This is a genomic window from Cupriavidus sp. BIS7, from assembly GCF_000292345.1.
Taxonomy (GTDB): Bacteria; Pseudomonadota; Gammaproteobacteria; order Burkholderiales; family Burkholderiaceae; genus Cupriavidus.
On record NZ_ALOU01000019.1, the window covers coordinates 322,700 to 338,639 of the forward strand.

Annotated in this window: 8 protein-coding genes; 2 read left to right on the forward strand and 6 right to left on the reverse strand. The window is 65.2% G+C overall.

Features of this window, described 5'->3' with window-relative positions; all coding sequences use genetic code 11:
* Positions 1-38: 38 nt before the first annotated feature.
* The 5 genes from B552_RS0107835 to B552_RS27295 all read right to left on the reverse strand — a co-directional run bounded on the left by B552_RS0107835 (position 39) and on the right by B552_RS27295 (position 13,048).
* Positions 39-1,280: a hypothetical protein gene (locus B552_RS0107835; protein ID WP_019448447.1), complete on the reverse strand. Its 1,242-nt coding sequence runs from the start codon at positions 1,278-1,280 to the stop codon at positions 39-41.
* The gene (locus B552_RS27285) at positions 1,277-7,417 is read right to left on the reverse strand and encodes a non-ribosomal peptide synthetase (RefSeq protein WP_157160206.1); all 6,141 of its coding nucleotides are present in this window, start codon (positions 7,415-7,417) and stop codon (positions 1,277-1,279) included. Before B552_RS27285 ends, B552_RS0107835 begins: the two co-directional genes overlap by 4 nt.
* Positions 7,414-9,231, reverse strand: a complete 1,818-nt coding sequence (locus tag B552_RS27290) for an ABC transporter ATP-binding protein (protein ID WP_051003540.1) — start codon at positions 9,229-9,231, stop codon at positions 7,414-7,416. Before B552_RS27290 ends, B552_RS27285 begins: the two co-directional genes overlap by 4 nt.
* Positions 9,228-10,928 carry an ABC transporter ATP-binding protein gene (locus B552_RS0107850; protein ID WP_083860254.1) on the reverse strand — a complete coding sequence of 567 codons (1,701 nt, stop codon included), beginning with the start codon at positions 10,926-10,928 and terminating at the stop codon, positions 9,228-9,230. The genes B552_RS27290 and B552_RS0107850 overlap by 4 nt, the downstream gene beginning before the upstream one ends.
* 68 nt (positions 10,929-10,996) lie before the next feature.
* Positions 10,997-13,048: a TonB-dependent siderophore receptor gene (locus B552_RS27295; RefSeq protein ID WP_083860252.1), complete on the reverse strand. Its 2,052-nt coding sequence runs from the start codon at positions 13,046-13,048 to the stop codon at positions 10,997-10,999.
* A 101-nt stretch (positions 13,049-13,149) separates the two neighbouring features.
* Between B552_RS27295 and B552_RS28100 the strand changes: the two genes are divergently transcribed.
* The gene (locus B552_RS28100; RefSeq protein WP_083860253.1) at positions 13,150-14,151 is read left to right on the forward strand and encodes an AraC family transcriptional regulator; all 1,002 of its coding nucleotides are present in this window, start codon (positions 13,150-13,152) and stop codon (positions 14,149-14,151) included.
* A gap of 41 nt (positions 14,152-14,192) precedes the next feature.
* Here the strand turns inward: B552_RS28100 and B552_RS0107865 are convergent, their stop codons facing one another.
* Positions 14,193-15,035, reverse strand: coding sequence for a class I SAM-dependent methyltransferase (locus B552_RS0107865; protein ID WP_019448453.1), 843 nt, complete (start codon positions 15,033-15,035; stop codon positions 14,193-14,195).
* A gap of 231 nt (positions 15,036-15,266) precedes the next feature.
* On the opposite strand from B552_RS0107865, the gene B552_RS0107870 reads away from it, so the two are divergent.
* The gene (locus B552_RS0107870) at positions 15,267-15,854 is read left to right on the forward strand and encodes a winged helix DNA-binding protein (RefSeq protein ID WP_019448454.1); all 588 of its coding nucleotides are present in this window, start codon (positions 15,267-15,269) and stop codon (positions 15,852-15,854) included.
* The last annotated feature ends 86 nt before the right edge of the window (positions 15,855-15,940 follow it).

The following is a 15,940-nucleotide window of genomic DNA, read 5'->3' on the forward strand; positions in this document are numbered from 1 at the left end:
TGGGGGAGGTTGGCGCGGATTCGTCGGCGAGAGGCTGGTTATGGGGCCAGCCAAGGAGCCAGCCAAGGGGGCTGGCCAAGGGGCTGGACAAGACGTCGCGCGGCCAGCAGGCTTGCGCATGCCAGCACGGCCAGCAGCCCGAGCGCAATGCGGTAGCCGGTGTGATGGATCAACTGCAGGATGCCGATCGACATGACGATGGCCACTGCGGCATCCACCGACTGGAACAGCGCGTAGTCGGCGGCCGGCCGCGCAGGGCGTACCTGGTCCATCAGCAGCCGATAGACGAAGACGAACGCTGCTGCCGCGGCGACGTTGGACAGCGTGATCAGCGTTATCCAGCCCGGCAGGCCAAGCACTGGATAGCCCAGGCATCCGGCGGCAGGAATGGCGATGTGTGCGGCCAGCAGGCATTGGAGACCGGTGGCGAGTCGTACGCGCCTGGCAATCCAGCCGCCAGCGACGATGCCGAGTGCGCTGCCGCCGGTTGCATAGAGTGCCAGCGCGGCACCGGCTTCAGACATCGTCATGCCAAGGTCGATCAGTATCGGTGCCTCGATGGCCATCATCGCCCGCATGGACGGAAAGGCAACCGCCGCAAGACATAACCCGGGCCACAGGGAACGCCAGGTCTCACGCCATCGCGCACGTGGTGACATGGCGGCTGCCGCAGGAGCCTTCATGAGGCTTGCTGCGCTCCGCGGCAACGGCTGACATAGCCGCAGCGCCGGATAGAGCAGCAACAGCGACACCACACCGAGCGTACTGAGCGCGACGGTCCATCCTCCCCACTGTGCGACTGCCAGGAACAGCGGCGGACAGGCCAGTATGCCGATGTAGCTGCCTCCGACCTGCGCAATACTGGCGGCCGGGCGGCTGGCGGTGGTGGTGGTCCCGATGACGATGCCATCGGCGTAGATGTCATGCGTGGCCGATAGCGTGGCGAGCCATAGCAGCGCGATTACCACCATGAGCGGGGCATCGCCCGGCGTCAGCCATCCGGTGGCGAAAAGCGTCAGCGCCATTGCCGCCTGCAGCAATGCCAGGCTGCCCAGGTATCGATTGCCGCGCAACGTCAGCGCATGCCGCTCCGCCCACCCCGCCCAGAGACCCTTGAACACCCACGGCAGCATGGCCAGAGAAAGATAGCTGAGCGTGGCCAGGCTCCAGCCCTGCTGGCGGAAATAGGCACTGGCTCCGCGCGCGATGAGCGCGGTGATCATGCCCTGATGCACGTAGAAGCACCAGAAGGGCATCAGTTGGCGCGAGGCTGGCTTCATTGCGGCGCTCCGTCGGCCGAGTTGCCTTGCCGCCGCCGTTCGCGACGCAGCCTCGGTTGCGTCCTCGGTTGACGCTGGTCCGAGCCGGGACCGTCGGGCGTGGATGCACCGGATTGGGCTGACAAGTGTGTGGCAAGCGCGCGCGGCGACGGATGGGCGAACAGATCGGTCACCGCCAGCGTGCGCCCTGCCTGCCGCAGCCGTGCATGCCATTGCACGAGCTGCAGGGAACTGGCGCCGGCATCGAAGAAATTGGTGTCAGGCTCGATCGGTTGGCCAACGATTTCGCGGAACATGACGCGCAGGTCGCGCAGCAGCGTATCGGAAACGATGGCCGGCGCCGAGGACGACGAAGACGCGGGGTCGGGCAGCCATGGATCCGCCGACTCGGCGGACTCCGGGGTGAGCGGCACGGCGCGTGTCACCAACGTGTCGAGCGGCAGGTGCCATGCGGCATCGCTGCTGGCAAGCTGGCGCAACAGCGCTTCGTATTGATCGAACATTGCCGCGAGTTCCCCAGGCGGGAACAGCGCTTCGACGGCGTCCCAGTTGAAGCACAGGTCACCGTCGGATTCGTAGACTTGATGATCGAGCCAAACCTGCGGCGTCTGTGAAATGCCCCAGTTCGGGCGCAGCCAGCTTCCGTGATGCAGGAAGCGTCCGCCGTCGAAGCCCAGCGCGCTTGTGAACACGACCGGCATCGTCGTGGCGGCATTGCCGGTTTCGCGTGCCATGTCCCGCATGACACGAATGGCGGAGTAGTCGCGCTGCGGAAGGTCGTCCCAAAGCTGCTGCTGCAGTCGCTGGGCGGTGTCCAGCCAATTGGCGCCCGGTGTCCAGGCCAGCAGCAATAGCGATGTGAAGTCGCCAAGCAGGCGCTCGACATGCGGATGCACGGGGGGACGGTCGAACAACGTCAGGTTCAGGGTCATCGCCGGCCGGGTGCTCCAGGCCGCCAGCACCGTGCCGAATGCGCATAGCAACACGGCTGAGGGGGTCATCCGCAATGGTGCGGCACGTGCCTTCAATCGTTGCCAGTCCGCGGCTGCCATCCGTGCTGCCAGGCGTATGAAGCGGGGAGGGCCGATGCTCGCCGGGTCTGCGGCCAGCCGAAGGCCCGGCGCCTTTGGCAGCGTCGCGATGCGCGCGCGCCAGTAGCGTTGGCTTTCGGTGCAGGAATTCCGGGTCGCGTCGATGGCCAGCCGACAGTCGCGATAGCTTGTCTCGATCGGTGGCAAGGGCGCGGCCGGATCGACGTAAAGCTGCTCCAGTTCCGCAAGCAGAATCTGCATGCTCAGGCCGTCGAGCAGCAGATTGTCGAGCATCAGGTAGACGCGGGTATGGGCGCGCTCCGGCGTGGTCACGAGCTGGATGTCGAACGTGGGCCAGCGCGCGGGATCGAGAGTCTGGCGCGATGCCCGCGTACGCAGCGACAGCGCGTCCTGCCCGTCGAGATCCGGGACGACGTGTCGCGCGATCCGCAACGGCGGCACCTCGCGCAGTACCTGCAGCTGTCCGTCGCGGATCACGGCGCGCAGCATGTCGTGCCGCAGAATCAGTGTCTCCCAGGCCCGTTGCATACGGGCCTCGTCGAGATCGGCCACGTCGAATTCGACAAAGAAATGTGCGCCGACGCCGCCAAGCGGGAACCCGGGCTGCCGGCCGGCAAGGTACGCTTGCTGGACGTCGGTCAGCGGCACTGGCAGATGGCGGTCGCCAGCCGCCGGTGTGGCGCGCGTGACATCTGGTGGAGCAGCGTCGGCGGGAACCAGCGTGGCGGCGAACGCGGCCAAAGTGGGGGCCGCAAACAGGTCGGATAGCCTGCCTCGATAGCCGCGACGGGCCAGTTCGCCGATCAGGCGTGTGGCCAGCAGGCTGTCGCCACCGGCCTCGAAGAAATGACTGTCCCGATGCGGGGCGGCAACATCGAGCCATTCGGACCAAAGCGAGGCCAGCAGCCGTTCGGTGTCGCTCGTGGGCGGCTGAGTGGGCGCGGCAACAGGTGCGTTGCCGTCGTTGGTCAGCGCTGCCAGCGCCTGGTGGTCGATCTTGCCGTTCGCGGTCAGCGGTAGTGCATCGAGCCAGAGCAGCCGGTGCGGCACCATGTAGGCGGGCAATGCATGGCGCAAGCGCTCTCTCAGGGTTTCCGCGTCAGGGATGTAAGCGTGCTCCGGGGCGCGAAGCGTGAACGAGGAGAGGTTGCCGTGATGCCACTTGTGCGAGCACGGCAGGGCCGTGTCCGCGAACAGCGTCAGCCATGCCTGTGCGGATTGCACCTCGGTATCTTCGAGCAGAGCGGCCGTGACCAGTGCCACGGCAGGCATGGTTGTCAATTCCAATACATGAATCCATGCCCCCGGTGCCGCGAGCCGAGCCGCCTCCAGCATGATTTCACGCGGCACGGCACGCCGATGCAATACGTTGTTGAGCAGTACGAGGTCTGCATGGTGCCGGTGTTCCGTGCTTGTCAGCTTGCTGGCGGTGAACACGTGGGCGTGAGGGAACGCCGCGAGTCCGGCTCGCAAGCGAAGCATGTAGTCAGATGAAGGGTCCGAGATCGTGTAGGTCAGTTGGGCCGGCGTCAGGCGCTCCAGCAGCTTCGCGGCCAGCAGGCCCGAGCGGCCGTATGGCTCCACGAGTCGCACTGGACGGCCAAGTTGCCGGGACAGATCGGCGATGGCGGTGGCCAGCGTGGCCAGGGCGGCCTGCATGTCCGGGTTGCGCGCCAGCTGTGCCTCCGGGGCCAGTTGGTCATGGTCGAGCAGGGCCTGTGGCGGCATTCGTCCTGAGAGGATGGTCTCGAACATGTCATGAAAGCCGTTGAGCGCGTCAGTCAGGTCGGTTCGGCGCGCGCCGTCATGAGAATTCGACGGTTGGGCGCGATCTCGCAGCCATGCGTTCCAGCGGGCCATCAACGGGATATAGCGTGTGTCAACCGTTGGCGCGGGCCGGCGCCCGAGGTAGGTGCGCAGAAATCCGGCCACGCATGCGTTATCGTCGGGTGTGGCCTGTGCGGGCGCGGGGTCGGAGTCGGATCGCGAAATGCCGGGCGCGAAGTTGCCAGGCAATGCGGGATCGCGGGCAAGGATGCGGCCTAGCTGTGAGGCGTCGGCCACGACGCAGGCGGCCAGGCGCTTGTCGCGATCGCCAACGGCGAAGGTGATGGCATTGCGTACGCCGGGGATGGCCAGCAACGCCGCATCGATCTCTCCGAGTTCCACGCGATGGCCGCCGACTTTTACCTGGCGATCGCGCCGGCCCAGGAACTCAAGCGTGCCGTCCGGCCAATAGCATCCCAGGTCTCCGGTGCGGTACCAGCGCGAGTCGGCGGATTCGACGAACTGCGTGGCTGTGCGCGCCGTGTCGTTGTAGTAGCCGAGGGCCACGCCGGTGCCACCAATCCAAAGCTCTCCAGGCACCCAGTCCGGGCAGTCACGGCCATCGGGGGCCACCACGCGGTAGCACTGGTTGGCGAGCGGATACCCATAGGGAATCGAACGCCAGTGTGGAGGCAGGTCCCGCACTTCCTGCACGTTGGACCAGATCGAGGCCTCCGTAGCACCACCCATGGCCACCAGCAGGCCATCCGCCCGGAAGTGGCGGTATCGGCCGGGCAGATCCAGGCCGATCCAGTCTCCCGACAACATCACGGCACGCAGCCCGGCGGGCTCATTGCGGCCCATGCCTTCGGCATAGGTCAGCAGCATGTCGAATAGCGCAGGGACCGTATTCCACAACGTGACGCCGTGGCGTGCCATGGCATCGCACCAGGCTCCGGGATCGCGGCGCTGGCATTCGTCCACGAGCACCAGCGCGCCCCCGGCGCCGAGCACGCCGAAGATGTCATAGACCGACAGATCGAAATGCAATGCAGACAGCCCCAGGACGCGGTCATCCGGGCCGACGCCATAGCGCTGGTTGATGTCGGCGCAGGTATTGAGCGCGCCGGTGTGCGAGATCACGACGCCTTTCGGCGTGCCGGTGGATCCACTCGTGTAGATGATGTAGGCCGGGGATGACGGATCGCGCAGGCCGTGTGCGTCGCGCGGTTGCAGCGGTTCTCCGCGTATGGCGGCTTGCCATGTGAGTGCGCTGCTCTCGTCGGCGTCGCCGGCGTTCGCGCAAGTCAGTACGAGCGTGACGTCGGCGCCGTTGCAGATGGTGTCGCGCCGTGCGCGGGGCTGGTCCGCGGCCACTGGAACGTAGACTGCCCCCGCATGCAGAATGCCGAGCGCGGACACCACCTGCCCGATTCCCTTTTCCATGCAGATCGCCACATGATCGCCGGGGCGTACGCCGCGGGCGCGAAGGCTGCCCGCGAGCCGCATCGCCATGCTTGCGAGGTGTCCATAACGGATGATGTCGTCACCATGGATCAGCGCGATCGCGTCCGGAGATTGGGTCGCACGTGCAAAGAAGGGGGTATGCAGGCAGCCGCCGGGGATTGGCGCATGGGTCTGGTTGGCGCGTCTGCGGACGTCGTGCTGCCTGGCGGGCATCGGGTCGGCCAGTTGCCGCTGCCATGCGGCCGCATTGCCATCCGCCAGTGTCCGCACCAGTGACGTATACCCCTCGAACATCGCATCCACCAGGCCCGCCGGAAACAGTGCGTCGTTGGCATCCCATTGCAATATGGCTGCGTCTCCGTGCTCGTAGGCAAGATGGTCGAGCCAAACCTGTGGGGTCTGGGAAATGCCCCAGTCGGGGGTGCCAAGAATGCCGTCCGGATCATGGCCGAAGAGCGGGCGGCCGAGGTGGCTTGTGAAGACAATGGGAGCGCCGTGCGGATGCTGGTCTCCGCGGCGCAAGGCGCGTAGCACCTCCACGCCAGACCATTGCCGATGCTCCCAGGCGTCGGTGAACGCGGCCTGGTTGGCGCGGGCCATGACATCGAACGGATCGGAACCGCCCTCGAGGGCCAGAAGCAGAATGTTCGTGAAATCGGCCACCATTGTGTCAACGGCCGGGTGTAGCGGTTCGCGATCGAACAGGGTCAGGTTGACCAAGGCGCGAGAGGCGGCGCTCCAGCGCGAAAGCGTGGCCGCGAAGAGTGTTGCCAGCGCCATCGTCGGTGTGACGCCGCATGCGGCGGCCCTGGTGCGAAATCTTCTCCATGCGGTGGCGTCAAGGGTGAATTGGCGTCGCGACATCCGCACAGGGCTTGCGCGACTGGTGTCCGTGGCCAGCGGCAGTGCGGGTGCGGGAGGCAGATCGGGCAGACGTGCTTCCCACCAGTCTTGCGCGGCCTTGCGCGCGGCGGCCTGCGTGGCCTGCCATTGATCGAGATAACTTCGGAAGTCATACTCGGCCAGTGCCGATGGAAGCGCACGGCCTGCAGCCAGCGCCGCCAGTTCCGTGAATATCCGTGAAAAGCTCGCGGCATCAGCCACCAACAGGTCAAGATTCACGTGCAGCCTGTGCCGCCCGTCCGGCAGCAACGTGAATTGACAGTCAAAGGTTTCACCGCGTTCGACATCCAGCACGCGATGACCAAGCCTGTTACGTAGCGCTTCGAGATGCTGCACGATCTCCGCGTCGTCGGCATCGCGCAGGTCATGGACTGTCAGCCGCTGCCATGCGGGTTGCGGCTCCCAGCGTTGCAGCCCGTCGGGCAGGAATCTCACGCTTAGCATCGGGTGGCGGGCCAGCAGGGCGGCGATGGCGCGTTCCAGCGCGTGCGGCGTCAGGCCGCTGTCGCCGAGAAACTCCTGGTAGAGGTGGCAGCCGACTCCGCCGAGCGGCTGAGCAGGATCGCGGCCCACGAGATATGCGTGCTGCACCGGCGTCAGGGCGAACGGTTCGCCATCTGTCATGCGAGGCAGCGTGACCGGCGGCATACCCTCGGCCCCGGCCCGGGCCGGGTGCGTTGCAGTTCCGGGTTCGGCCAGGATCGACAACCAGCCGGTCAATGTTGGGGCGGCGTACAGATCGCGAAGTCTGACCTGGTGTCCGTGCTTGCGCAGCCTGTTCACCCATGCCATCAATAGCATGGAATCCATGCCCAGCCGCAGCAGGTTGTCGTTAGCGCCGAGGCGGGCAGGGTCCAGGCGTAGCTCGGTGGCAACCGTACGGTGCAACCATTCTGACGTGCTTTCTGACGTGCTTCCGGGCATGGAGTCGAAGGAGGACGAAGTCATGGCTGAAGTTGGGTTGATGTGGACGAATCGTGCGTGGCGGGCGGCGATGCAGGGCAGGGCGCAGGGCACGATTCAGGCGCCTGCTGGCGCTGCCAGAGTCGCGCGTAGCGGCCTCCGGCGGCCAGCAGGTCGTCATGCGTGCCCTGTTCGACTAATCGGCCGTCGTGGAGTACGAGGATCTGGTCGGCATGGCACAGGCTGTGCAGCCGGTGACCGACCATCACCACAGTGCGGTCACGTAGCGTGGCAAGGCTGCGTGCGACAGCGGCATCGGTCACGGGGTCAACGCTGGCCGTCGGCTCGTCGAGCAGCAGAATCGGCGCGTCGGTCAGCAACGCACGTGCGAGTGATACGCGTTGACGCTCGCCGCCGGAAAGCGCCACGCCTTGATCGCCGAGTTCGGTGTCGTAGCCCATCGGCAGTTTTTCGATGAACGCATGGGCCTGCGCAAGCCGTGCGGCCGCCATTACGTGTTCGCGCGTGGCGTGTGGCGCGCCAAGTCGCAGGTTGTCGAGGATCGTCCCCGGGAAAAGGACAACGTCCTGAAGGACCACCGAGACAACCTTGTGAAAATTGGCGCTGCCGATCTGGCGAACGTCGGATCCGCCGATACGGATGGCGCCGCTGTCAACGTCCTGGAAGCGCGCCAGCAGATGCAGCAGCGTGGTCTTGCCCGCTCCGTTTGCTCCGACGATGGCCGTCAGACTGCCCTCGGGAATGCGGCACGAGACGTCGTTCAGTGCCTTCGGTACCTCATCCATGCCATCGGCGTTCGCGCCGGCATGAATGAAGTCGATATGATCGGCGACGATATCAAAGCGTCCGGGCTGGACTGGCGTTGCGGGCTCGGGCAATGGCGGCACCATCAAGAGCGCTTCAATGCGATTCATGGCGTGTTGCCCGAAGCGCAGCAGCGTCGCCGCCACGCCGATGTCATAGAGCTGGCGGTACATCGGCAGGGAGAGTACGGCGAACAACAGTAGCGTTGCACCCGGCAGGTCGCCTGCGGTGACCCACCACACGGCCAGTAAGGTGATCAGTACGAAGCAGCCTTCGGTGGTCGCGCCGAACGCGGCAATCCATGCGGCGGGCCGCAGTTCCAGCGCCAGTGCGTGTTGTAATTGCTTGTCCAGCGCCTGTGTCAGTCGATGCCAGCCGTAGCCGAAGCGGCCGTTGTAGCGATGCACGCGCAAGGTTGCCAGATAGCCATGCAGTTCCGCTTGCATCTCGGCTGCTGAATCGAGCGCTCGTGCGCCCGCTCGCGCAACAGTCCGTTGGCCGTGCCACAACGCCAGCAGTGAAAGCGGGAGCACCAGCATGGCCGCTGCAGCGAGTCGCATGTCGATCCAGGCCAGGAAGGACAGCATGAATCCGATGGCGGCCACACTGCTGGCGAACATCCCGAGACAATGCGACCAGATATGTTCCACGGTCTCCATGTCGGCGTTCAGTCGAGCGCCGAGATCGCCTTCGCGCGAATCATGGAACCAGCCGAGCGGTAATCGCAGAAGGTGGTTGGCGAGGCGCAGCCGGGCGGCTGCCATCATTGCATAAGTTCCTGCAAAGGTGGCCTGCATCGCCTTGGCGCCAACGAAGATGCGCGCCAGCGCGATCATTACGAACGCGGCTCCGATAAACGAAATCGTGTGGAGGGACGAGGTGTCGTGGATGACATCGGACAGCAGCTTGTAGATCAGGGGAATCGGCAGGGCGACCAGAAAGCCTTCCAGAACTGACAGCAGCAGGCCGATCGCCACGCGGGGGTCGCGCCGGGGGGCGAGCCGGTATCCCGAGCGAAAGAAAAGCCCGATCATTGGCCGGCCCTCGGTTGGGCCGACTCTGCATGGCACTGCCAGAGGGCTCGATAGCAGTCGCAAGAGCGAAGCAGGGACTCGTGCCTGCCTGTGCCGACCACGCGTCCCTGGTCGAGCACCACGATCTGGTCGGCATCGGCGATCCTATGCAGCCGATGCGCGATGACGAGCACCGTGCGGTTGGTACGCAATCTGGCCAGGGCCTCATGAATCAGCGCGTCGTTCTCCGCGTCGGCGAACGCGGTGGCTTCGTCGAGAATCAGGACCGGCGCATTCTTTAGCAGTGCCCGTGCAATGGATAGCTGCTGGCGCTCGCCTGCCGAAAATCGGGCGCCACGCTCGCCGATCGTCGTATCGAGGCCCTGTGGCAGGCGTGATACGAACGCGTATGCCTGAGCCGCGTGCAATGCATCGATGATCTCCGCGTGCGAGGCACCCGGGCGGGCGGGCAGCAGGTTGTCCAGCACGGTGCCGTGCATCAGTTGCACGTCCTGCCCGACCACGGCGACCCGGTCCAGCAGTGCGTCGATCGGCCATGCACGTAGCGAGCGATTGCCCAGTAGCACGTCGCCATCGTCGGGGTCGAACTCGCGCGCTGCGAGCCTTGCAACGGTGGTCTTTCCCGCGCCGCTGGCCCCGACGATCGCGGTAATAGTGCCGGCCGGGCAGATGAAACTGGCGCTATCCAGGGCACGCCTCGGCCCATAGGCATGCGAGACGTTGCGGAACACGATATCGAGCGGCGCGGCAGGTATTTCCGCATCGATGGATTCCGCCAGAGGCGGTTCTTTCAGCAGTGCATTGATACGCGCGAGCGCGGCCATGCGGTGGCGTTGTTCGCCAATGGCGAAGGTCAATCGCACCAGCGGCATCAGCACCGCGGGTGCGACCAGCAGGAACAGGATGAACGTGGCCGGGTCGAGCGTGCCTTGCGTTGCACGCCAACTGCCGACAACAGCCACGACCAGCAGGCTGCTCGACAACGGCACGCAGAAGCCTTGCCAGGCCCAGCCGCTTGCGCGCGCGATGCCCGCCACCCATTCCGCCGCCTCATGCACCGTGTTGCGTAGTGAGCCGAACGTTTGCGCCGATAGGCCGAAGCAACGCGCGACATGGATGCCCCGGACGAAAGTGCCGGTCTCTTCGGCAATGCGCCGCTGAAGGACGCTCCAGTGCGCCAGCCGCTGCCCCGAGCGATGAAACAGTGCCGTCTGTGCCGCCAGTGCGAGCGGTAACGGGGCCAACGCCGCCAGCGCCAGTGGCGCATCGATGGCGAGCAGCCATGCCAGTGCGACCGGCGGCAACACGATTGCCGCGGCCGTGTCCGGCAGCAGATGCGCCATGAAGCCTTCCAGCGCGCCGACATCGTCCGCGACGGTTCGACGCAGTCCGCTTGGAGAGTGCCGCTCCACAGCATCGAGCGGCAAGCTCCCGATGTGCATGGCCAGGCGGAGTCGTAGCTGGCGCGTGGCGATCATCGCGCCAGCGTGTGCGGCCGCATGGCTGGAGGCCGTCAGGGCCCAGCGTAGCGCGATGGCGCCCAGTGCCAGCCAGCCGAGCGACATCAGGCCGCTGGCGTCCGGCCGTGGGGCGAGCAGCGAGAGGGCCATGCGGTGCAGACACCAGAGAGGCACGAGACTCAGGATTGCAGAGGCCACTGCTGCGGCAATGGCACCACCTAGCGGCCAGGGAGCCATCCGCACGAGATCCGCGAATTCTAACGGTGCATGCGGCTCGTTTGGCACGGTCGGCGCGGGCAACTGGCTCACAGCACGCTCCAGCGCATGTCCAGCCCCACGATGCGCCCGGTGTTGATGGCCGCCAGCGCGTTGTTGGGGCCGGCATGGTACGCCTGGGTCCGATAGATGCGATCGAAGACGTTGAGCGCGTAGACGCCGATTTCCAGATGTTTGTGCGGGCGCCAGCCGACACGAAGGTCGACGATCGTGTAGCTCGGTTGCTCCAGCGTGTTTGCCACATCCAGGTACTGCGGCCCGGTCAGACGCACGGCCATCCCCGGCGTGACGGTACCAAGGGCGGTGGCGAAGGTCCCTTGCATGTCGAGACTCAAGCCGAAGCGCGGCACGTTGGGCACCAGGTTGCCTGACACGGGCGCGCCATCGACGGTGGCGCCGGAATCGCGGAACACCGATCGGTTGACGAAGCCAGCAATGCCAACGGACAGGTTGCGGCGGAGTTCGGCACGTACGTCGAACTCGGCGCCATAGGCGCGGGCCTTCCCCGCGTTGCGCAGCGTCTGCATGCCGACTGGCCCTGCGTACAGTTGCATGTCGCGTGTTTCGGTGTCGTACAACGCGCCGCTTGCACTCAGACGGCCGCGTTGATAGCGCGTGCCGAGTTCATAGCTGATTGACCGCTCGGGATCGAAGGCGCTGGTGTCCTGGGCGCCAGCCGGGGCCAGGTTGAAGCCTCCAGGCTTGTAGCCCTGGGCCGCACGCGCGTAAATGCGCCAGTCACGAGATGGCAGATAGCCGGCGGAGACCTGGCCGAGCACATTGGTGCGGCTGTCACTTCCGGTCGCGGTCGGCGAGCCGGGGGGCGTGACGAGCGTATCGGCCTTGTCGTGCGATACGCGAATGCCCGCGCCTACGTCGACGGCCGATGTGATGTGCCAGGTGCCGTCGGCGTAGGCGGCCAGCGCGTCCTGCGTGGCATCGGATGCCGTGGTGCCCGGATACATGCTATAGGACGAAGCGCGTGCGAGTGTCACGTGCTGGCGGTAGAGGCCAAACACGCCGTCCCATTTCCGCGCCTCGCCCTGTGTGGCCAACCGGATTTCCTGAACGTCCTGCTTCCATCGTTCAGGTGATTCAACGACGCCCGGACCATATGCGAACATGCGCGAGAAATGGACGTTCTGCCATGCGGCGTTCGCAGTGAGGGTCCAGTCGGTGCCGCTATACGTGGCGCCAATCGATTCGCTGTTGCCGCAGCGGCGAATCCTGGGGTCAGGGGTGCCAGGCGCCGCCACGATGGTTCGCTCTCGCGTGGCATCGAATGGAACATAGACATCCTGATAGGCGGTCGTGCAGTCGCCTGTCAGCGCGAGCCGGACTTCCCATGGAGCGCCCTGAGGCGCGAGCCGCAACCGGGCGGCACCGGCTTCACTGCGGCTGCCGCCAAGATTGTCGGTGCCGGTCGACGGGTTGCGCAGATTTCCCGGCTGATCCTGGGTAAGCGCGGTCACGCTCGCAAACAATCCATCGGCGAGCTTCCCGCTGGCCGATGCCTTGGCGTTATAGCCCGAGTGGCTCGATATGCCACCGCTCAAGGTGGCTGATGGCACGGCATCGGGCACCAGACTGACGATGTTCAGGACGCCACCCTGCGCGCTCTTTCCGTAAAGGGTGCCTTGCGGACCCTTGAGCAGTTCTACCTGGGCCGGGTCGATCAGTGCCTGATACGTTGACACCGGCAGTTGCGGCACGCCGTCGATGTAGATCGAGAGGGTCGGATTGTAGAAGTCTTGAGAGGTGATCCCCCGCAGGGAAATCCTTGGATAGAGCAGACTGCCGCCCTGCGACAGCGTCACGCCGGGCAGGACACGATCCAGATCCGTAGTGTCCCTGACCTGATGGGCGTCGAGCTCCATGTCCGTGACGACGGTGGCGGCGGCGTTCAGGTGGCCCAGCGGCTCGCCCCGCTTGTCCGCACTGACCACCACGGGTGGCAGCGGTCGGGTTTCGGTGTCCGAGAGTGTTTCCGCCAGTGCGCCGCTTGCCATCGCCTGCTGGACCAGCATCGCGGCACCTGATATCCCCAGTCGCGAGAAATGCAAAACGTATTTCTTCTTCATGTAACCCCTGTCTTGATGACTTTTGTTCGAGTCGGAACAAGGTACGTTCGGGGCTTGCGCTACAGGAGCACGATCGGGCAAGATGCAGCACGATCCTGTTAATGAGAATCACTCGTATTGATGGTGTGAGCGAAAACGTGGACACGACATCGAACGCATTCGCGGCTGTTCCCTACTCGGGGCGCGTTGAAGACCTGCCGGCCGACGTCGCGCACTGCGCGCTGAGTGGCGGGCTGCGGGTGGCCGTGATCGACGGCGTGCTGGCACGGCAGGAGCGCCGCGTGGCAAGGTTCGACAGGCATGTGGCGCTGGCGCTGATGGTGCAGGGGACCGGGCACTACCAGATGGAAGGCGCGAGCCTGCCCTGCGTGTATCGGCCCGGGTCGTGCTATCTGAGCTGCGCGTGGGAATCCGCGCGTGGCGACGATGTGTTTCCCGCCTATAACCAGCGCAAGATCGTGCTGCTGCAATATCAGGCCGACTGCCTCAGCTTGTTCGAGCGGGGCGGGTATCCCGAGCCGTCAGGCGGCGAGTTCCATTGCCACCCGAACAGGGCGGCATGGGTCGTGCGCATGCCCATGCCGCGGGTTTTGTGTCAGCTTGCGGACGAACTGCTCGCACATGGCATTCCAGAGGCGCCGCTGGCTCGTTTGAAGGTGGAAAGCCGCGCGCTGGCGGCGCTGGTGACGATGGCGGAGTCTCTCACCAAGGGAAGCCTGGCAGACGCCGTGAGTGGGGATGCGTTGCAGCCCACTGCCCAAGATGAGGGCTCCGCGCTGACGGGTCGCGAACGCCGTCGTTTGTGCATGGCCCGTAGCTATATCCAGGCGCATTGCCTGGAAACGATCAGTGTACTGGGGGTGGCCAAGGCCGTCGGGATCGGTGAGTCCGCGTTGCAGACCGGCTTTCGGGCCTTGTTCGGCTCAACGGTTTATGACTACGTGCTTGAACGGCGCCTGGCCGAAGCCGAGAGGCTGTTGCGTGAAAGCATGCTGTCGATTGGCGACGTGGCATGGCGCAGTGGCTTTTCCCATGCCAGCCATCTCGCGCGTCATTTTCGCCGTCGATATGGGATGTCGCCAGGCGACTACAGGCGGCGCTAGTCGGCGCCAGGCAGTGAAGGCAGGTTGTAGCTGGTGTACCTTCAGTCCACCGTCTCCAACGCGTATAGCGCATAGAACGGCACGCCGAGTATCAGGCGGGAGAGCGGGCCCAGTATCGAGTAAGGCAAGCCATAGTCCTCCATCACGCGGTGGGCGCCAGCGAGCTTCAGTCGGGGGTGGGCCGCCACCAGTTCGGCTGGCTTGCGCGGGCCCCAATGGAATTGCGCGCCGGTTTGACTCACCGATGGATGATGGCGCGCCCGCCCTGCGGCAAGCCAGCACATGACATCGAATGCCAGCACCGATCCGGCGGGAGCGCGGTCGCCGAACGTGGTCAGGATTTGCCGCACCGTTTCCGGCCGCAGGTACATGAATACGCCTTCGCTGAACAGGAATACGGGCTGGCCGGCGCGCGTCTGCGGCAGGGCCAGTGCATCCCACCAGCCAGCGTGTTCCAGATTCAGAGGGCGAGTGACATGGCGTGAGTGAATGTCCGGCACCAGTCGTCGCCGTAAAGTCAGCACTTCGGGCAGGTCGGCGTCGGTCATGTGGACTTGCCCATTGTCGAGCCATTGCAAGTAGTGGCTTAACCCTGCCCCGAGGTTGGCGACATGCCCGTCAGGCCACCGCTCCAGGTACTCCGAGGCCAGCGCGCGAAATCTGCGCGTGCGCGCCAACACGCCAAAGGTGCTGTGCCGGTCGGCGATCCAGCGCAGGCCGTCGTCCCCAATCGCTGCGAGGATGCGTCCGGCGTGAATGTCGCCAACGGCCACGCGCGGGAACAACGCGTCTCCCAGGGCGCGCGCTGCCAACGGAATGCGCAGCGTGGATGGGATCGCGGACAGCGTTGATTCGGGAATTGCGCCAGCCAGATTCTTCGTCATGACGAGGTTCCTTTCGCAGTGCGGCGGCCATCATAAACGAGAAGCGTTCGCAATTGCGTTGATCCGTGGCAGGGCGAAGGGGTAATCGTCGGTGTTCGGTGAGCAGAAATATGCAGGGTTTCCGCGCAAACTGACGATAAACTGTGCGCCGATTGCGAGTGTAGGAGTCCGTGAATTCACGATTCGCGGCCGCAATTCGCATCGAAATTCCAGAGAAAGGAGACACTTCCCATGACACGCAAGCCCGTTCCGGATCGCCCGGCCGACGCAGCACCCGAGGCTGGTGCCCCGCGCGTGGCGCCGCTTGCGCGGGCTGCCGGGGTCAATATCGTGTCGTCGTCGCACCTGGTATCGGTGCGCAGCCCGGAGCTGTCGGAGTTCGAGTTCGGACTGAACACGGCCTACAACGCATACAGCCGCTGGGTGGTCCGCTGCATGGGCGCGGCTGGCGTGCGCGACCTGACGTTCCTCGATGTGCTGGTGCTGCACCACGTCAATCATCGCGGGCGCGCCAAGCGGCTGGCCGATATCTGCTTCGTGCTCAATGTCGAGGACACCCACCTGGTCACGTACTCGCTCAAGAAACTGGTGGGCCTGGGGCTGGTGGAGGGGGAGCGCGTCGGCAAGGAGGCCACTTATGCCACTACGCCGTCTGGCGCCGAGGCTTGCGCGCGGTATCGCGAAATCCGCGAGCAATGCCTGACGAGCAACTTCACCGAGGGCAGCGACGAAAACGTGGAAATTGGCGAGCTGGCCCGCCTGCTGCGCGTGCTGACCGGCCTCTACGAACAAGCTGCGCGCTCCGCCACGTCACTTTAAATATGTGATTCATTAAGCGCTATTTTGGGGTCGGGTGTGACAATGGCGATGTGCTGGACGCCATTGTTGTCGGCTTCCCTTCGGCA